Source organism: Actinoallomurus sp. NPDC050550 (assembly GCF_040655075.1).
GTDB lineage: Bacteria > Actinomycetota > Actinomycetes > Streptosporangiales > Streptosporangiaceae > Actinoallomurus.
The window spans coordinates 139115-158297 of the sequence record NZ_JBFAJC010000013.1 but is presented as its reverse complement, the minus strand read 5'-3'; the positions used below and the strand labels follow the sequence as shown (position 1 = coordinate 158297).

At 70.0% G+C, this 19183-nt stretch carries 14 protein-coding genes and 1 riboswitch; of the genes, 8 read left to right on the top strand and 6 right to left on the bottom strand.

Annotated elements, in window-relative coordinates:
• Position 1 precedes the first annotated feature (1 nt).
• The gene (locus AB0I04_RS20160; protein ID WP_360886446.1) at positions 2–1174 is read left to right on the top strand and encodes a sialidase family protein; all 1173 of its coding nucleotides are present in this window, start codon (positions 2–4) and stop codon (positions 1172–1174) included.
• Between the two features lie 6 nt (positions 1175–1180).
• Positions 1181–2419: an acyltransferase gene (locus AB0I04_RS20155; RefSeq protein WP_360886444.1), complete on the top strand. Its 1239-nt coding sequence runs from the start codon at positions 1181–1183 to the stop codon at positions 2417–2419.
• Positions 2420–2425: 6 nt separating this feature from the next.
• On the opposite strand, the gene AB0I04_RS20150 is transcribed toward AB0I04_RS20155, so the two are convergent.
• From AB0I04_RS20150 to AB0I04_RS20130, 5 genes are all read right to left on the bottom strand, one after another.
• Positions 2426–3541, bottom strand: a complete 1116-nt coding sequence (locus AB0I04_RS20150) for a GDSL-type esterase/lipase family protein (RefSeq protein WP_360886442.1) — start codon at positions 3539–3541, stop codon at positions 2426–2428.
• 25 nt (positions 3542–3566) lie between these two features.
• The gene (locus AB0I04_RS20145; protein WP_360886440.1) at positions 3567–6569 is read right to left on the bottom strand and encodes a hypothetical protein; all 3003 of its coding nucleotides are present in this window, start codon (positions 6567–6569) and stop codon (positions 3567–3569) included.
• A gap of 417 nt (positions 6570–6986) precedes the next feature.
• Positions 6987–7667 carry a TenA family protein gene (locus AB0I04_RS20140; RefSeq protein ID WP_360886438.1) on the bottom strand — a complete coding sequence of 227 codons (681 nt, stop codon included), beginning with the start codon at positions 7665–7667 and terminating at the stop codon, positions 6987–6989.
• Positions 7668–7728: 61 nt separating this feature from the next.
• A riboswitch (TPP riboswitch) is annotated at positions 7729–7827 on the bottom strand.
• 110 nt (positions 7828–7937) lie between these two features.
• Entirely contained in the window at positions 7938–8384 is a 447-nt protein-coding gene (locus tag AB0I04_RS20135) for a GNAT family N-acetyltransferase (protein WP_360886436.1), read from the bottom strand.
• A 284-nt stretch (positions 8385–8668) separates the two neighbouring features.
• A complete protein-coding gene (locus AB0I04_RS20130; RefSeq protein WP_360886434.1) occupies positions 8669–9853 on the bottom strand; it encodes an ROK family transcriptional regulator in 1185 nt (394 codons plus the stop codon).
• Positions 9854–10022: 169 nt separating this feature from the next.
• On the opposite strand from AB0I04_RS20130, the gene AB0I04_RS20125 reads away from it, so the two are divergent.
• The 6 genes from AB0I04_RS20125 (at position 10023) to AB0I04_RS20100 (ending at position 17792) form a co-directional block, all read left to right on the top strand.
• Entirely contained in the window at positions 10023–12575 is a 2553-nt protein-coding gene (locus tag AB0I04_RS20125) for a carbohydrate-binding protein (RefSeq protein WP_360886432.1), read from the top strand.
• Between the two features lie 284 nt (positions 12576–12859).
• On the top strand, positions 12860–13897 hold the full coding sequence (locus AB0I04_RS20120) for a hypothetical protein (protein ID WP_360886430.1): 1038 nt from the start codon (positions 12860–12862) through the stop codon (positions 13895–13897).
• An 85-nt stretch (positions 13898–13982) separates the two neighbouring features.
• Positions 13983–14687 (top strand): PhzF family phenazine biosynthesis protein, encoded by a 705-nt coding sequence (locus AB0I04_RS20115; RefSeq protein ID WP_360886428.1) that lies wholly within the window; start codon positions 13983–13985, stop codon positions 14685–14687.
• Between the two features lie 75 nt (positions 14688–14762).
• Complete coding sequence (locus AB0I04_RS20110; RefSeq protein WP_360886426.1) at positions 14763–15509, top strand: hypothetical protein; 747 nt, start codon at positions 14763–14765, stop codon at positions 15507–15509.
• Between the two features lie 61 nt (positions 15510–15570).
• Complete coding sequence (locus AB0I04_RS20105) at positions 15571–16548, top strand: leucine-rich repeat domain-containing protein (RefSeq protein ID WP_360886424.1); 978 nt, start codon at positions 15571–15573, stop codon at positions 16546–16548.
• A 221-nt stretch (positions 16549–16769) separates the two neighbouring features.
• The gene (locus AB0I04_RS20100) at positions 16770–17792 is read left to right on the top strand and encodes a glycosyl hydrolase 53 family protein (protein WP_360886422.1); all 1023 of its coding nucleotides are present in this window, start codon (positions 16770–16772) and stop codon (positions 17790–17792) included.
• A gap of 72 nt (positions 17793–17864) precedes the next feature.
• Here the strand turns inward: AB0I04_RS20100 and AB0I04_RS20095 are convergent, their stop codons facing one another.
• Positions 17865–18878 carry a pectate lyase gene (locus tag AB0I04_RS20095; protein WP_360886421.1) on the bottom strand — a complete coding sequence of 338 codons (1014 nt, stop codon included), beginning with the start codon at positions 18876–18878 and terminating at the stop codon, positions 17865–17867.
• Positions 18879–19183: the final 305 nt, after the last annotated feature.

Sequence of the window (19183 nt, the reverse complement as noted above, 5' to 3'; positions counted from 1 at the left end):
CATGGACAAGAGGCGACGGATCACGGTGTACGCGGCGGCCGGCGCGCTGCTCCTCGGCGGCGCGGGCGCGGCGGTGGCCGCCACCGGCTCGGGCGAGCAGCGGGCCGTCGGAGCGGGCAACGCCGCCCCGGCCGCCGCCACGCCCCTGCGCACCGGCACCGGCCTGTACCCGCGCGTGGTCCGCCTCGCGCACAGCGGATCCGCCAACGGCCGTGTCATCGCGAGCGTCGTCACGTTCTCCGGCAACGCCGGGATCGGGTCGGTGTACGAGAGCGACGACGCCGGGAGGACATTCCGCCCGATCGGCTCCATCGCCGACGCTTCCGGCTCCGGCGGCAAGGGCACGTGTTGCGGCACGCTGTACGAGCTGCCGAAGAAGGTCGGCGCCAACCCGGCCGGCACCCTCCTGTGGGCCGCCTCCTTCGGCAGGAGCGTCAAGCCGAACCGTCGCATGACCATCGGGCTGTGGCGCAGCCTCGACCACGGCCGTACCTGGACCTACCTGTCCACCATCGCCAAGGCCAAGAACACGGGCGGCCTCTGGGAGCCAGAGCTCACCGTCTCCTCGGACGGCAGGCTCGTCGCGTTCTACTCCGACGAGACCGACTCCCGGCACAGCCAGAAGATCGTCCGCGTCCGCTCCACCGACGGCCGGAAGTGGAGCGCCCCGGCGAACACCGTCACCCTCGCCGCCAAGGCCGAGCGTCCCGGCATGCCCGTCGTACGCCGCCTGCCGAACGGCCACTACGCGATGAGCTACGAGTTCTGCGGCTCCCACAAATGCGAGGTACGGCTCCGCACGTCGGCGAACGGCTGGAGCTGGGGCACGGAGACCGCCCTCGGCACCCGCCCGGCGGTCGGCGGCCGGCACTTCGCGCACGCCCCGACGATCGCCCCTCGCCCGGACGGATCGCTGCTCCTTGTCGGGCAGATGCTGGTCGACGCGAACGGAAGGGCCGCACCCGGCAACGGCCGCACGCTGTTCGTCGGCACGAAGGGCGGCACCGGCACGTGGCGTGCGGTGAGGGCGCCGGTCGCCGTACCCGACGCGAAGAACGAGTACTGCCCCAACTACAGCTCCGCGCTGCTCCCGGCGGCCACGGGCACCTCGGTGCTGGAGATCGCTACGGACAAGGCCGGGACGCTCTGCATCCCTTACTTCGCCACCAGGTGAGTCGCCATGCCATCGACGAACGGCTCCTCGAAGGACGACACGGTCGGCTCCGCGAACGGCGCCGAGGTCCCGGCGAGCCTTGAGCGGAAACGGCCGGCAGGGCGGCTCCGCGAACTCGACCTGCTGCGTTTCGTGGCCGCGGCCGCCGTGATGCTGCACCACTTCACGGGCGTGCCCGCGCCGGAGTGGCCCGGCGGGAACGCCCGCACGATCTTCCCCGGTCTCGGCCAGGTGACGCGGTTCGGCTTCCTCGGGGTCGAGCTGTTCTTCCTGATCAGCGGGTTCGTCATCCTGATGAGCGCCTGGGACCGCCGTGTGGGCGACTTCGCCGTGTCCCGCGTCGTGCGGTTGTTCCCGGCCTACTGGGTGAGCGTCGTGCTCTCGCTCGCCGCATACCTCGCGTTCCACTCCTACGTTCCCTTCGGCCCGGGTACCGACGGGCCGATCAGGCGGTTCCTGCCCAACCTGACGATGCTGCAGGAAGGCGTCGGGTCACAGCGCATGGAGGTCGTCTACTGGACCCTCTATGTCGAACTGCACTTCTACGCGCTCATCGCGCTCTTCGTCTGGCGCGGTATCACCTACAGCCGGTGCGTCGCGTTCATGACCGGCTGGCTCCTGCTCAGCGTGTTCGCCATGGAGGCCGACTTCGGTTTCCTCAAGGTCGTGCTCCTCTGGCGGTACGCGCCGTTCTTCGTCGCCGGAATGGGGTTCTTCCTCATCTACCGGTTCGGCGGCAACCTCATCGTCTGGCTGCTCATCGCGGCGAGCTGGGCACTCGGCTGCTACTACGACGTCAAGTACAACTTCCCCGACTTCATCGTCCCCGGGGTCTCGGAGTACGTCATTCCGGCCGGCGTCACCCTGGTCTTCGTGATCATGGCGCTCGTCGCCACGCATCGGCTGGCGTGGCTGCGCTGGCGCGGTCTCACGCTCCTAGGGATGCTGACCTACCCGCTGTACCTGGTCCACCAGACGGTCTCACGGACGCTCGTCCCGCGGCTCTACCCGCACATGGGCCGCTGGGCCGTGCTCGGCGTGCTGATCGCCGTCGCGCTCGTGTCGGCGTACCTGATCCACCGGCTCGTCGAAGTGCCCGCGCAGCGCGTCCTACGTGGTCGCCTGAAGGCGGCGCTTGCGCAGATCCGGCGGGGCGGCCTTCCCGAAACGGACGGCACGCGCCGCGAAGAGCCGGCGCCGACGGAGCGACCTCCGGCGGACGGCGCCGAGCTCCCGTCCTCCTGAGCGGCGTCATCGGACGGGCGCCAGATCGATCGCGTCGATCTCCGCGCTGCAGGTGTCCCGGCTGAACCGCACGGTGTTCCGGCCCGCGTTCAGTGACACGTCGACGGCGGTGATCGTCCACTGGTCCCAGCCGTACGGGAGGTAGACCAACCGCCCCTGCGGCCGGCCGTTGACCGAGAGCGACTGGTCGCACGGCGTGCTCATGCCGTCGGCGGCGCGTACGTAGATCCGGTACCGGCCGCCGCTCGGCAGCGGAAGCGCGAACTCCAGATAGCTTCCCGGCGCGGCGAGATAGCCGGCCTTGCCGTTGCCCGACGCCCGCGGCGTCGTCAGCCGTTCCCCATTGCCGATCGTCGCGTACGCCGGCGTCTCCGCCTCCCACCGTGTCATCGGAGTGCCCGTCAACGCCGTGTACCAGCGCGCCGCCATCTTCGAGTAGCCGCCGTCGCTCGGATGAACACCATCGGCGGACAGGTCGGTCTTCGTGAGCGCCGCGTGCATGTCGACGAGATGGACATGCCGGCCGTGCGCGACCCGCGCCGCGACGATCCCCGGGATCGCCGCGTTGTACCGCCGGGCCAGGCCATCACCCACCGGATCGGCCAGCGGGACGATCGTCGCCACGTACACCTGCGCGTTCGGCAGTGTCCCGGTGATGAGGTCCACCAGCGCGGCGAGCCGGGCCGGAGCCTGCGGCAGCGCACTGCGCTGGATCACGTCGTTCGTGCCGATGTGCAGCAGCACGACGTCGGGGCGGTAGGTCCGCAGCCACGCTCGTACGTGCACGGCGAGCTGGTGGATCCGCCACCCCGGGTGGCCTTCCTCGGCGCGGTCGCCCAGCTGCGCGGGCCCGTTCGAGCGCGATCCGACGAAGTCGACCGACATCCCGTCGGCCGTCATGTACTGCCACAGGTCGCTGCGGTAACCGCCGAGCGTCAGCAGGCCATCGGTGATGGAGTCCCCGAGCGGCATCACCCGGAGCGGCGGTCTGGACGGCGCGATCGTGACGGCACGCCGGGGATCCGTCGTGGCCCGCGACCTCGCCTCCACGCACGCCGTGGCCGTGACGAGCAGGCATGCGCTCGTCACGGCCGCCAGGGCGGCCTGGAGCCGGCCGCTCACGACCGTGCGACCTCGTGCGGAACCCTCATGGCAACGGCCTCCGCCACAGCGTCGGCTGCTCACCGCGGTGATCCGCGCTCACCCCGACGGCGAGGAGGTCGGCGCCCAACGGGGTCATCCCGGTGAGCCACTGGTCGCCCCGGCCGGACAGACCGGTTCCCTGGGGTGTCTCCGCGGTCCAGGAGCGTCCGTCCCGGGACGTCCACAGGACGACGTCGGACCGCCCAAGCCGCCCGACGGCGCCGGTGACGACGAATCCCCGGGGCGTGGCGGTCGCGGCGGTGACGAGGGAATTCCGGTCGCTCGAGTCGGGGCCGGCCGGGCCGGCGGCCGGCAATCGGACCTCCTGCCACGATGACCCGCCGTCGGCCGACACGAACGCGAAGGCGACACGGCCGGAGTTCGTCGCGGCGGACCCCGCGGCGATGATCACGTTGCCGACGGCGGCGACCTTGTCGAACCACCCCTCGAGCGAACCGGAGGGAAGCGGTATCCGGTGGAGCGTCCACTTCTTGCCGTCGGGCGAGGTCCAAGCGGCCGGCCTGCCCGATGGGGCGTCCTTGACCGACGGGTCGCTGAGGCCACCGACCGCGACGTATCCGAACGAACCGCCGACCACACCGCGCATCCAGCGATTGGCGTTCTGACCGCCTTGAAGGTCCGCGCCGCCGCCGCGATCCCATGCCTTCAGATCCGACGAATGCCACGTCGCCGCGGAGAGACCGGATTCGCCGACGACCACGTAACCCGCCGGGCCGACCGTCGCCGCGTACGTGGCCACATGATCGACGCCCTTCACCGCGAACGCGCCTCCGCCATCGGCGGCCCGCCAGGTCGTGCCGTCGTCGGAGGCGACGACGAGAGGACGGGCCGCGTCGAATCCGACGGCGAGCCAGCCCGCGTTCCCGGAGACGACGCTGATGAGACGCTGCGGGCCCGGCCGGGCGAACACCTGCCCCTGGGCACGGCTCCATCTCCTGCCGTCGGCCGACGTCCAGACCGCGGCGTCCCCGTTCGTGCTGCCCGCGACGACGCTGAGCCGCGACCCCGTCGCGACCGACGTCAGCGCCTGGTCGCTCTGGACCGCTCCGGCGATCCGGGTGGGATCGACCGCGATCTCCTGCCCCACGGGATCGCGGACCGCGAGCACCGCGTTGGCGTCCTGCGCGTCGTTATTATCGCGGCCGGCGACGATCGTCGCGCCGGCGGTCACGGCCATACCCTGGATCGCGACGCTCGGCGGCGCCGGCACCTCTCCGGCGTTCTGCCAGGACCGTCCGTCCGCGCTGCGCGCCAGCAGCACCTTCTTGTCGCCGCCGATGAGGGCGGCCACGCCACGGTCGGATCCGGCCAGCCGCTGGAGACCGCCGAAGCCGGGCAGGTGGATCTCTCCGGCGGTCTGCCACTGCCTGCCGTCGGCGGACGTCATCACCACGCCGTACCGCTCCGACTTGCCACTCGCGTTACGACCGGCGACGAAACCGGACGGGGTGGCCGCGATGGCGACGCCCGGACCGGCCGTGCCCTTCGGGTGCGGCACGTCGACCGGCTCCCAGGACCGTCCACCGTCGGCGGACCGCCACACGGCGTCCTTGACGACCTGGCCCTTGCCGTCGGTCGTCCAGCCGTAGACGAGCGCGGTGTTGCCCACCGCCGCCACGTCGACCAGGGTCAGCGGCCCCCCGGACAGCGACATCTTGAGCTGGTCGTTGCCGAGCCGCTCCCAGTTCCGGCCGTCCGACGACAGCCAGACGACGGGCACCGCGTCGCTGTAGTCGCCCTTCTGCGAGGTGTCGCCGATGGCGACGAACCCACTCGCCGTCTTCGCGACCCGCGCGACCCGATCGCGGCCGAACGCCGCACCCGCCACGTCGGGCTGCCGGATCCAGGCGCTCCCGTCACGACTGGTCCAAACCGCCGTCCCGGTGTGAGAGCTTCCGAGGGCGACCCAGGAACCACCCGAACCGGCGATCACCCGCGGGACGTCGCCGTACGCGGGCTCCGTCCCGTCGGCCGTCTTCAGACCGCCGAGCCGGAAGGTACGCCCGCCGTCGGTGGAGACGAGGAACTCCGCACGATAATCCGCCGTGTCGGCCTCTCCGCCGATGGCGACCACGATCGAGCCCGACGACGCGACCCCGAGCAGTTCCTGGTCCCGCCCATCGGTCCTGGCCTGTGGGTCGGCGGCGAACAGCCGAGCAGCCAGCTGGGCGGCCGGCATCTTCGGCGCGCTCTTCTCGTCACCGGTGAGAACGTAGACCCCGGCGGCGACCAGACCTGCGACGACGACGCCCGCGATGCCGATGAGGACCGGCCGCAGACGCACCCGGCGGCCCGACCGGCGGGGTGTCTCCGTGCGCCACGGTTCGTCGAACCGGACAGTGGTGTTCTCACCCGAGGTTCGTGGGTCGCGTCCGGGAGGGACAGGCGGCCGTGGGGTGGACCGCGGCACCATCGCGGACGGCGGCAGGTCCAGGGCGGTCGGTTGGTCCGCCCCGCCCGCGTCGTACGCCGGGAAGCGCGGTGGCTCCTGCTCGCCCGGTCCGTACGAGGGCGGAGGCACGGCAGGGGAGGGTTCCGCCGCCGGGTCCCACACCGGCTGCGGCGGGATCCGCCACGGGTCGGCCTGTGGCTGCGGAGCCCATTCCTGGGTCTCCGGCGGCTCCTGCCACGTCGCGTCGCGCGGCGCCGGCTCCTCGGTCTCCTGCGGCGGTGAGCCGTAGGGCGGTAGCCCCGGAGCGCTCTCCGGCGGAGGCTCGTACGGCGGCGAACCGGGCAGGCCCGGCGGCGCGGCGCCGTACGACGGCGGGACGGGAATGGTCCAGGGCGGCAGCGGCGGCTGAGCCGGATCCGGCCCCCAGGTCGGAGGCGGCGGGGGAGGAGACGACCACTCGTCGTCGGCCGGAGGCTCCGTGTTCGGATCGTCGTCCGGAGGCTCCGTGTTCGGATCGTCGTCCGGCGTCTTCTGCCCGGCCACGTGCACCTTCCCGTCCATCGCCGCGAGGGCGACCCCCAACCCGAGCTCCACGCAGAGCGTCGTTGCGCGAATCTTATCGGGACAAAGCGGTCATGTGGGTGCACTCGGCGCCGGTTTCCTCTGTCGGCATCCGGACGGGTTGCAGAGCGGGTGCTATTGCTGGCGATCTTGTCGATGTTAAGGTCCGTCCGGACCTTTATCGCGAATTTACGCGGGGGAAGTGTGAGCCCCTAGGTGAAGTGTCGGCGGCCGGATCGGATGCCTTGATCTAGGTGGTGTGATTCAGTGAAAGATGCGCACCGGGATCTTCGTGCATGGCTAATTCAGGTATTGGATGCACTGGCTTTGCCTCCGGAAGATCAGCTGGACCACGTTCGCAGTATGGGCGTCGGCGCGCAGACAGCGGATGTGTGGCGCCGGACGTGGGGGAGCTCCTCGGATAGGGGTGATAAGCCCTACCGAAGTGAGCTACCCCAGCCATTCGGCGGTGGGCCAGGTTTCGCGGTGCCAGGCGCTGTCCCAGAACATCCACTCGTATTCGGTGGCGCGGAAGAAGGCGCGGGCCATGCCCTCTCGTGTCGTCGCGTCGGTCGTCGCCGCCAGCCGGTCGGTGATGTCCTTGGCGCGTGCGGTGGCTTCGGCGAAGGCCGGGTCGGAGTAGGTCGCGATCCAGGCGCGGTAGGGGTGGTCCTCGACGCCTGCCGTGTTCTCGAGCAGGGCCGTGCCGACGTCCTGGTAGACCCAGAAGCAGGGCAGCACCGCCGCCGCGAGCACCGGGTACGGGTCGGAGAGGGCCGTCGCCTGGAGGAAGGACGAATAGCCGAGGCAGGTGGGCGAGGTGTCGATGCCTGCGAGGTCGTCGGCGGTCAGGCCGAACTCCTCGATGTAGCCGGCGTGCAGCGTACGCTCCGCCGCCAGCGCGGCGTGCGCGCTCTCGGCGAAGAAGACCGCGTCGTTGGTGTCGGTGGCCCGTGCGGACGCGACCGCGAGCGCCCGGGAGAACGCCTCCAGATAGCGGGCGTCCTGCACGATGTAGAACGCGAACCGCTCACGGTCCAGCGTGCCCGCGCTAAGGGTGGTGTTGAACGGGTGCTCGTGGATCGCGCGGATCAGGCGGGTCGAGCGCTTCCACACGTCGTCGCAGAACATCGGTTCCTCTCAGCGGTCACCGGACGGCGAGGCGAGGACGTTCGAGCAACACCAGGAGAGCTCCGGTCACCGGTGACGTCCCTTCGCTAGTCCGAACTAGATCAGGTTCGACGGGTGTGATCTCAGCCCGGATACGTCCTGGGCACCCCGCGTCACCGCCGACCGTAACAACAACCGGCCGGTCATGACCACCCGCCGCGACGCCCGAGAGCGGTCGCCGTCACCGGGCCTTCTTGCACCAGTCGTCGCCACCGGACCGTTGGACAGAACCTAGCGCGGCAGGTCGATCCGGTACTGGATGAAGCCGCGGTTCTCCGCCACCTTGTCGTACAGGCGCCGCGCCGTCGCGTTCGACTCGTGGGTGTGCCAGTACACCCGGGCGCAGTCGTGGGCCTTGGCCCAGTCGGTCACGGCCGCGATCAGGGCACGTCCAACGCCCATGCCGCGGGCTTCCGGCGCGGTGAACAGGTCCTGCAGGTAGCAGACGTCGGCGTCGGGCAACGACGTGCTGGCGTGAGCGAGGAAGTGCACGATGCCGACGAGCCGGCCGTCCAGCGTCGCGCAGAGGGCGTGCATGCGCGTGTCCGCCAGGAACTCGTGCCACGCCTGCTCGTACATCTCGGCGGGTTCCACGCGCTCGTAGAAGTCGATGTATCCGCGAAACAGGCCCTCCCAGGCGGCCCTGTCGGACGGAATGAGTTTGCGGATGGTGATCATCGGTCTCCTGTCAGGTCGAGCGGGCCGAGGGTCGGCGGACGCTCCCTCCATACGGCCTGCGACTACATACGGCCTGCGACGAGGACAGGCCCAGGCGTCCGAGCGTAAAGACGAGCGGTCTTCCGGAACACGGCCACTTCACGGCGAAAGCGAAGGACCAGTGACCGACTCGGAGGCCGTTACAAGAAGGTCAGTGGACGAGTCTGTGCCGGCAAATGTCCGTCGGTGAATCGGGCATCATGCCACGCCGCCTGAACTCTCCCGGCCCGGTCGACAACGGCTCGTCATCCCAGCGCTGGTGCGGTCGAGCTGCCGGTGCGGCGGACGGCGAGAGCGATCGCGCCGAGGAGTTCGGCGTGGTTGTCCAGGGTCCCGGTTGTCACGGTCACCGCCCGGGCCACCCCCGGCTGGGCGTAGCGCGTGATCATCTCGCGGATGCCGTCGGCGAGCACGCCGTTCGGCAGGCCGAGTTCGCCGCCAACGATGATCACCTCGGGGTTGAGCACGTTGCACATGTCGGCCAGCGTCCGGCCGATGGTCCGTCCTGCGTCGCCGACGACACGGACGGCTCCCGAGTCTCCCGCCTCCAGCAGCCGGATCACGTCGGCGATGGTGAGCGGGTCCGCGTGCATCGGCTGGAGGGCGGCGATGATGTTCGGCGTCGAGACCAGCGTCTCCAGGCAGCCGCGGCTGCCGCACCGGCACAGCAGACCGTTCGCTTCGACCTGCACGTGGCCCAGTTCGCCCGCGTAGCCGCTGACGCCCCGGTACAGGCGTCCATCGAAGATCAGCCCGGCACCGACGCCGGTCGAGACCTTGACGAACACCAGGTCGCGTACGCCGGCGCCCGCTCCGTAGGTCAGCTCGCCGACGGCGCCGAGGTTGACGGCGTTCTCCATGAACACCGGCCGACGGACCCGCTCTTCGAGGCCGGCTGCGGGATCCAGGTCGACCCATCCGGGCAGGATGTTGTTGACCAGCACACGGCCGGTGCGCCGGTCGAGCGGGGCGGGCAGGCCGAGGACGACGTTGTTTATGTCCTCTCTCGGATGGCCGATTTCGCGCAATATTCCGCCCAATTCACTGGCAGCGGTGTCGAGGGCCGCGCCCACGGAGTTGTCCACCGCGAGCCGTACGTAGCGCTCGGCAGCGACGTCGCCTGACAATGTCGCCACCGCGATCCGGAGGTCGCCGTGCCCGAAGGCCATGCCGGCGACGAGGCCAGCCGACTCGGTCAGCGCCAGCCGGGCGGGCGGCCGGCCCGGACCCGTCCCCGCTTTCTCGGCTGCGGGCAACTCGCGCAGGACGCCGTCGTCGATCAGCCGCGCGACCAGCACGGCCACGGTCGCGCGCGACAGCTCGGTCATCCGCTCAAGATCCGCCCGGGTGACCGATCCGCGCTCACGTACCGCCGCGACCACGCGGTCGAGGTTGTAGGCGCGGTGCGATCGAGGCCTGGCTGCGCTCATGGCGCCCCCCACCCATGCGGGTTCACCAATTTTGTCACGTACTCAGCATAATAAGGCCAAATGCGGCGCCTATCAGTCTGTTGACACGGCATAAATCGCGTTTTAACTTCACAAAAACCCCATATGCGCGCAGCCGAGGGGATGCAGAACCCCGACCCCTGGAGAGCCCATGAGCAAGCCAGTACGAAGATCCCTTCGGCGCAGCGCAGTCGCCTGCGCGCTCGCGGTCACCCTCCCGGTGAGCCTGGCGCTCGCCCCAGAACCGGCCGACGCCGCCACGCCCACGGCGGGCGCCACGGTGACGGTGCGCGCCGACGGCGGTTACACCATCGACACCAGTGCACCGCGCTACCACTTCGGTGGTTCGGTCGGCGCCTCCGCGAGCAACATCAAAACCGTCACCGGCCGGGATCGTGTCGGCGTCTACCACGAGACCGACTTCGACTACACGGCCGGCGGGGCGGCGCGGAGCAGCGGCATCCGGACCTACGACAACAGACCGGTGGTGCTCTTCAGCACCACGTACCGGCAGGCGGCGGCCAACGCCGATCCGTTCCCCGCGCTGTCGTCCCGGCCCTCGCTGCCGCACAACGAGAGCTTCAACGGCTGCTTCGCGGGACGCCGGCTCGACGCCCCGGGCGATCCGGGCTTCAGCCCGTACCTGGCGTTCGACGCCTCCCACAGCGGCTACATGCTCTCTCCCGCCTCGAACTTCACAACCGGCGTCGTGAAGTTCGTGAACGGCGCGCTGACCAGTACCGTCTCCGCAGGCGTCGGTGGCCTGCCGGCCGGGTTCACCCAGAAGAGCATCCTGGTGTACGGCACCAGCATCAACGGCGTGTACAACACCTGGGGCAACGCTTTGACCGGCCTGTCCGGCAAGCACCGCCCCGCGCAGAGCTCCACGAACACCCTCGCCAAGCTCGGCTACTGGACCGACAACGGTGCCTCCTATTACTACAAGTACGACTCCAACCTCGGTTACGAGGGCACGCTGCGGGCGGTCCAGAACGACTGGAAGAGCAAGGGCCTGCCGATGGGGAACCTGCAACTGGACAGTTGGTGGTATCCGAAGGGCCCGAACGCCGTCTGGAACGACAAACCCGACGGCCAGTACCGCTATGAGGCGGATCGCACCCTGTTCCCGAACGGCCTCGCCTCGTTCCAGAAGAGCGTCGACGTACCCCTGATCACCCACGCCCGGTGGATCGACCCGTCCAGCCCGTACCGGAGCCAGTACAAGATGTCCGGGAACGTGATCACCGACCCGGCGTACTGGAACGACCGGATGAGCTACCTCAAGTCCTCCGGGGTCGACACCTACGAGCAGGACTGGCTGTGCGCGGGCGCGCAGCCCGACTTCAACCTCACCGACCGCGCCGCGTTCCTCGGCAACATGGCCAAGGCCGCGGCGGCCAACGGCCTCGACATCCAGTACTGCATGGCACTGGCGCAGGACTACCTGCAGAGCACGCTGTACGGCAACGTGACGAACGCCCGGGTCTCGGGCGACCGGTTCGAGCGGTCCAAGTGGGATGAGTTCCTCTACACGTCACGCCTGGCCGGCGCCCTCGGCGTGTGGCCCTTCACCGACGTGATGATGAGCACGGAGACCCGGAACCTCCTGCTGTCCAACCTGTCCGCCGGCCCGGTCGGTGTCGGCGACGCGATCGGCAAGGAGAGCGTCGCCAACCTGAACAAGGTGGCGGAAGCGGACGGCACGATCGTGAAGCCGGACACCCCGATCGTCCCCGATGACGCCACCTACGTCCGCGACGCCTCCGGATCGTCCGGCCCGATGGTGGCGACGACCGGCAGCCGGCACGGCTCGCTGTCCGCCGGCTACGTCTACGCCTACGCCCGCACCATCCCGGCGCCGAAGCCGGATACGACCTACGAGGCCGAGGACGCCACCCTGTCCGGGCCCGTGGTGGGCACCGACCACTCCGGCTACACCGGCGGCGGGTTCGCCGACTACCAGCACGACTCCGGCGACTACGTGGAGTGGACCGTCAACGCGCCGTCCAGCGGCACGTACACGCTGATGTTCCGGTACGCCAACGGCGGCGGCGCCGACCGGCCGCTCGCGGTCTCGGCGGACGGCGGCGCGGCCTCCACGCAGGCGTTCGCGCCGACCGGCAGCTGGGACACCTGGGCGGTACAGCCGGTCGTGGTCGAACTCTCCGCCGGCCGGCACACCGTACGGGCCACCACGACGGGAGCCAACGGCCCGAACATCGACAACCTCGGCGTCAGCGCCGGTACGGTCGGCCTCCCGACGACAGACGACGCCTCATTCCGGCCCGCCGACCTCGGTGTCACCGGAAAGGCGTACGTGTACGACTACTTCGCCGGCAACGGTGCGCTGGTCGACGGCAACGCACCCTACACCGCCCAGGTGACCCGTGACGGGTCCTACCTCCAGGTGGTCCCGGTGGGCAGGTCGGGCATCGCCTTCCTCGGCGACGCGGGCAAGTTCGTGTCCCTGGGCAAGCAGCGGATCCGGTCGCTGTCCGACAACGGCACGATCCACGCCACGGTCGCGTTCGCCGCGGGAGACGGCCCGGTGACGCTGCACGGGTACTCCCCGAGCCCGGTGTCGGCGACCGCCTCCGGCGGCAGCGTCGGTCAGGTCGGTTACGACAGCGCCTCACACCTCTTCTCGGTGCGCGTCAGTCCTGGCCATGGATCCACCGTCTCCGTGACCTTGACCCGGCGGTGACGCCACGGCAGGTCTCCCTTCCTCTCCTCCGCTCGGGCAGAGAGGAAGGGAGACCTGCCACGGTCGTCGTCGTGGGCGTGGGGGCGCCGCGTCAAACGCTCATTCTGTTGGTCGCCGGACCTGGGGCTGTCCGGACCGGCAGTTCGGGGGCTGGCGGCAGTGTCCGGGGTGCCGGTGCGGTCGTAGCGTGGGCCGCCGAAGAGAGATCGGGGGCCGTCACGGCCGCGTCCACGCCGCCGATCAGGTGACCGGGTGATGCGGGGACGGAACAGGCCGGAGTGTCGATGCACCGATTCGGACTCGTCCGAGCGGCGAACGCGGCGTCGTATCTGCGGGGGTTCGTCCTCTCCGGGATCGCCACCGTGCTCGTCACCCGGGCGTGCCTGGCGCAGGCCGGCTATCCCAAGGTCGGCAGCGGGAACCTGCACATCGCCCACGCCCTGTGGGGTGGTCTGCTGATGGCGGCGGGCGTGGTCATCGCCGTCGCCTTCCTCGGCCGGCCGGCGCGGATGTGGGCCACGATGGTGGGCGGCGTGGGCTTCGGCCTGTTCATCGACGAGATCGGCAAGCTGGTCAACAAGACCGGCTACTTCTACCGGCCCGCCGCGGGGCTCATCTACCTCACCTTCGCCGCGCTCGTCCTCCTCAGCCAGTGGACCGGCGGACGGACACTGCTCAGCCCACGCGAGCGTACGGTCAACGCCGCCTCTGTCGCGCTGGCCGGGATCACGTCGGGCCTGACGCCGCAGGAGCGCCGCGCGGCGGTCCGCCTGATCGAGGAGGTGGACGGCGAGGCTCAGGTCGCGCTGCTGCACCTGCTAACGGCGGCGCCCGACCGGCGGCCCGCCGCCCCGCGCCCGGTACGCACGGCGGCGGCCCGCGCCCGCACCGTCGCCGGTCGGCTCGTCGCACACCGCGTCGTTCTCCGCGTCGCCGTCTGCTATCTCGTCGCCCGGGGGACGCTGACTCTTGCCGGAGTGATCGCTGACGAGGTCATCACCACGCACGCGGGAGAACGGGAGACGGGCGCGGTCGCGGCCGTCGTCTGCTGCGCGGTCGTGTCGACGGTTCTGGGCGTTTACGGCATGGGGCGGCTGCGCCGCGACCGCATGGCGGCGTTCCGGGTGTTCAACGCCGCGGTGCTGCTCGACATCCTCGCCGGGCAGTTCTTCAAGTTCACGATCAACCAGTTCGCGGCGCTGTCCGGCCTGGCCATCGACCTTCTCGTGGCCTGGGTCATCGCGACGGAATTCCGCCGCCTCAAGCCCGGCTCTCCGGATCGCGAGCCTGCCACAGATCTCGGATCTCCCGGGCGCGGCTGAACTCTGCGGCCACGCCGGGAGTGCTCGCCACGGCCGATGCGGCCTCCAGCGAGCTCACCGGCGTCGACGCGTTCTCCTAAGGGAGGTGTGGTTCACTGCGCGGGTGATCGAGTACGACGTACTGCGCGTGTTCTGCGGGCCCGACGGCCGGCACGGCAACGAGCTCGGGGTCGTCCGCGACGGCGCCGCCGTCCCCACGGAGGCCGAGCGCCAGGCGTTCGCGCGAAAGCTGGGGTTCAGCGAAACGGTGTTCGTCGACGACGCCGAGCGCGGGGTCATCGACATCTTCACGCCGACGCTGCGGCTGCCGTTCGCGGGGCATCCGTGTGTCGGGACGGCGTGGCTGCTCGGCCTGCCCGCGCTGATCACCCTGGCCGGGCGGGTCCGGGCTCGCCGTGACGGTGAGTGGGCCTGGATCGAGGCGCGGGCGGAGTGGGCGCCGCAGCGCACGCTCCGGCAGTACGGTTCGGCGGCCGAGGTGGACGCGCTGTCCGTGCCGCCGCCGGGGGAGTGGATCTACGCGTGGGCGTGGCAGGACGAGGCGGCCGGACGGGTGAGGGCGCGCGCCTTTCCCGGACGCGACGACGGCATCGATGAGGACGAAGCGACCGGCGCGGCCGCACTGCTGCTGACCGCCCACCTCGGCCGCGCCCTGACGATCACGCAGGGACACGGCTCCCAGATCCAGACGAGGCCGAGGCCGGACGGCCTGATCGAGGTGGGCGGCCGCGTGCGCGCCACCATCTCCGCCGCGTCCGAGCCGGCATCTCCGCGCCGACAAATCGATTGACCTTGTGAATCACAGAAATCTACGCTGGCGCCATTGTTCGAACGGCTTAACGGCCATATCAGAAGAGGAATTCCGATGGGCTTGGCCGACCTGCAGACCATCGATGTCGTCGCCACGGAGGACGACGGGACCGAGGGCCTGCATATCGTCGCCGGAAACGGGTGGCCGCCGGAGCGTGAGGCGCTTTACCATGTGCAGCTGCTCGTCAAACTGACCGGTATGCTCCACTACGCCGAGACGTGCGGGAAGCGCTGCTCGGTCACCGTGCACAGCGCGGACGAGCCGCCCGCCGGTGTGCTGGAGTTCCTGAGTGCCGCGGGCGTACGGGCCGTGGTCGGCCTCGGGGAGAGGGAGCGTCCGGCCGTCGGCCGCCTGCCCCGGTTCCCGAACCTGCCCGACGGGAGTCCCGACCTGGACGCCCTGCAGGCCGCGAACGCCGCCGACTTCGCCGGGCGGCACGGCCTGGACGGCACCGTCGAGTCCCTGCACCGGCTCGACGAGGTGCTGGAGGCGCGCCGGCGAGAGGAGGGGCTCGGGCCGGACGACACCGACGAGGAGTTCGCCGATGGTGACCTGATCGTGCTGGGCGGCGCGTACGCGGGCGAGGTGCTGCGGTCGGCCGCCGGCGGGCGCTGGGTGCTCGGACGAGAACCGATGATCGGGCCGCTGCACGTCGCCGTCGGCCCTCCCAGCGACGAAATGGCGGTCAATATGCTCGGAAAGGTTCGCAAGTATCTGCGATACGGTTCCGAGGATTCGGTGCGCAGTATGGTCTCGATGGTGCTGGCCCGACTGAATGGAGGCAGGCCCTCTTCGAGGTAGGAATCTCGCGGCCGCGAAGGCGTGTCGAGAGACGGGCCTCGCGGTAATAGGGTCGGTACCTGTGATCGACACCGCCGGACCACTCGAGGGCTCCTTCCGTTACGAGGGCGGGGTCGCGGTCTCGCTCACGGCGCCCGGAGCGGGCCTGACCGCGCTCCCGTCGTCGATCGGCGAACTCACCGGGCTGCGCCACATCGACCTGGACGGCAACGCCCTGACGGCCCTTCCGACGGAGATCGCGCGGCTCCCGCGGCTGGAGACCCTCCTGCTCTACAAGAACCGGCTCGCCGCGTTCCCGCCCGAGCTCGGCGGCGTGACGTCGCTGCGGCACCTGAGCGTCGGCGGCAACCTGCTGTCCTCGGTTCCCGAAACGCTGTGGCGGCTCACCGGGCTGCGCTCGCTCAACCTGGCGGAGAACGCCTTCGCCGAGATCCCCGAGGCCATCGGCCGGCTCACCGCGCTGAGGATGCTCGACCTCGGGCACAACCGGCTCCGCCGGATCCCGGAGAGCATCGGCGACCTGACCGGGCTCACCGACTACCTCTACCTCCACGACAACGAGCTCACGTCCGTGCCCGCCTCGCTGGGGCGGCTCGACCGGCTCGGCTACCTCAACCTCGCCGGGAACCGCCTCACCGCGCTGCCGGGCTCGATCGGCGGGATGGCCGCGCTGCACGAGCTGCGGCTCCAGGACAACCGGCTGACCGGGGTACCCGCGTCGGTGGGTCGGCTCGTACGGCTCCGGGAGCTGTACCTGTGCGGTAACCGCATCACCGAACTGCCCGAGTCGGTCGGAGCCATGAGTGACCTGCGGCTGCTCGACCTGCGGAACAATCCGCTGACCCGGTTGCCCGCGGCGGTCGTACGGCTGACGCGACTCAGGCATCTGGACCTCCGGGCGACCCGGCTGCGGGAGCTGCCCGACGGCCTCGGTGACCTTCCCCGGCTGGAGAAGCTCGATCTGCGCTGGACCAAGCTCGACAGGATGCCCGGCTGGATCGAGCGACTGCGAGAGCGGGGCTGCGTCGTTCTGCGGTAGCGACCGTGAAAGGGCGATGAAAGCACCTTGGCCCATCCCATCGGGCGGATTAGCCTTCGGCGACCGCGCGGGAAAGCGTTTTCCACGCTCCCTGTTCTCCACGCTGCCCGCACGGCCGTACGACCGTACGACGAAGGAGGACGCCCATGAGACGCCCACGAACCCAACGGCATGGCTGAGCCCGCCCGCCCGAACATCTACACCCCCTGACGGAGCTCCTCATGGACCACATCAGCAGAAGGACCGCACTCAAGGCGGCCGGAGCCGGCGCGGCCGCGCTGGCACTGCCGTCCCTGCTCCCGGCCACGCCCGCGTCGGCGGCGACGTTCGTCAAGGGCGCCGACGTCAGCTGGCTGCCGCAGATGGAGGCGACCGGCTACACCTTCTACGACAGCAGCGGGGTCCAGCGCGACCTGCTCACCATCCTCAAAGGCTACGGAATCAACGCGATCAGGCTGCGGACCTGGGTCAACCCGTCGAGCAATCCGAGCAACGGCCACTGCTCGATCGCTGAGACCGCCGCGATGGCCAAACGGTGCAAGAGCGCCGGCCTGCCGGTCGACATCGATTTCCACTTCGGCGACACGTGGAACTCCGCCGGGGTGCAGAACCCGCCCGCCGCCTGGGCGAGCATGTCCTACAGCCAGATGCTGCAGGCCATGTACGACTACGTCTATCACTCGATGAACGTCATCAAGGCCAACGGCGTGACGCCCGGCTGGGTGCAGATCGGCAACGAGACCAACGGCGGCATCTGCCATCCGGTCGGCAGCGTCAGCAAGCCCACGCAGATGACGGGGCTGCTCAACGCGGCGTACGACATGGTGAAAGAGGTCTTCCCGAGCACTCCGGTCCTCGTCCACCTGGCCCAGCCGCAGAACCTCGACAGCGTCTACGGCTTCCTCGATGCCTACAAGAGCAACGGCGGCAAATGGGACATCACGGCGCTGTCCTCGTATGCCAGTGGCTCGAACATCACCGGCGTCCTGTCCAACATGGCGGCGATCCAGTCGAAGTACGGAAAGCCGGTGATGCAGGTGGAGTTCGGCGGGCGCTACGACCGGCCGGACCGGACCCGCACCGACATGCAGACCTTCATCACCGGCCTGAAGAACTTCGGCGGGCTGGGGCTGTTCTACTGGGAGCCCGAGGTGTACTCCCCGTTCAACTCCTACGCATCGGGGGCGTGGGACCCGGCCACCCGGCGTCCCACGACGGCGCTGAACGGCTTCCTCAACGCCTGACCGGCGCGCTGTTCGGGCGAACGGCCGTGGCGGGGATGCCCGCCACGGCCGTTCGCCGCGCGTCCGGTCGGATCAGATCTTGCCGACGCCCGCGCCCGCGGTGACGGTCGACTTCACCGACGAAGCGGACTCGGCGGAGTAGGAGTAGGGGATGCTCGCGACGCTGGAGGCGTTGCGGGTGGTGACGCTGCCCGAACCCACCAGGTAGTTGCCGTCCGCCTTCAGGTTGCCGTCCGGCGAGTCACCGGTCTGGATGACCGTCGGATTCGCGACGTTGTCGAAGTAGTTCTTCTCGACGAACACGCCGGCGTTGCAGGTGGAGGCGACACCGTAGCTGGTGACGGCGCCGTAGTAGTTGTTGAAGACGTGCACCGGGTTGCCGAAGCGGACCCGCGGGTGCCGCTGGGTCGTCTTGTCGAACCAGTTGTGCACGTAGGTCACCCGCAGGTGGCCGATGTCCTCGGACCCGTTGCTGTCGGAGTGGCCGAGCAGCGCGGTCTTGTCGTGGTTGTGGTAATGGTTCCACGACACGGTGACGTAGTCGGACGCCCGCTTGATGTCGGTCAGGCCGTCGTAGGCGTTCGACAGGTCGTTGTGGTCGATCCACACGTTCGTGGAGTACTGCACGTTGATCGCGTCGTCGGCCGAGCCGGTGAACGTCAGATTCCGGATGATCACGTTCTTGGCGCTGGCGACGTTGAGCCCGTACCCCGTGATCTTCCCGGCGGTGCCGACGCCGATGATCGTCTTGTTCGAGGTGACCTTCGTCATCGACGACAGCGAGATCGAGCCGTTGACCTTGATGACGAAGGAGCCGCTGCGCGACGCGTAGTCGGTCAGCTGCGACGCGGTCGTCACGGTGACCGTCGTGCCGCCGGCGCCGCCGGTCGTGCCGCCGTTCAGGCTCGCGAACCCGACCGGGCTGGACTCGTACGCCGCGGCGGCCGGTGCCGCCGTGCCGGTCGTGGCGGTCGCTCCCGTGCCGGTCAGCGCACCGGCACCGAGTGCGAGACCGAGGGCGGCGACCACGCCCAGGGGGCGGAGCGGAAGCCGCCGGGCCCGGGTCGTTACTTGGAGATTCCCCACGTGGACCTCCTCCAGGGGGTGGGTGGTGCGGTGGGAGCGTCGTGGAAAAGCTTTTCCTGGCCGTCAGGGTCGCGCCGTTGTTACTGAAGCGTCAACGACGGGTGCGCGGAGCCGCGCGCATCGATCGGCTCGGTGGTCACGCGGGCATCCCGCGCATCGGTCACCAGGGAGGACGTGTGGCGGACGACGAGCGCGCGGCGGGCGACCACCGTGAAAGTTTCACCGGCGGCCCGGCCGGGGCCTGCGCGCGCCGGGCGGCGAGGTCTCCGTCGCGCCGTCCCTTGCGGCGGAGGACGGCGCTGCGG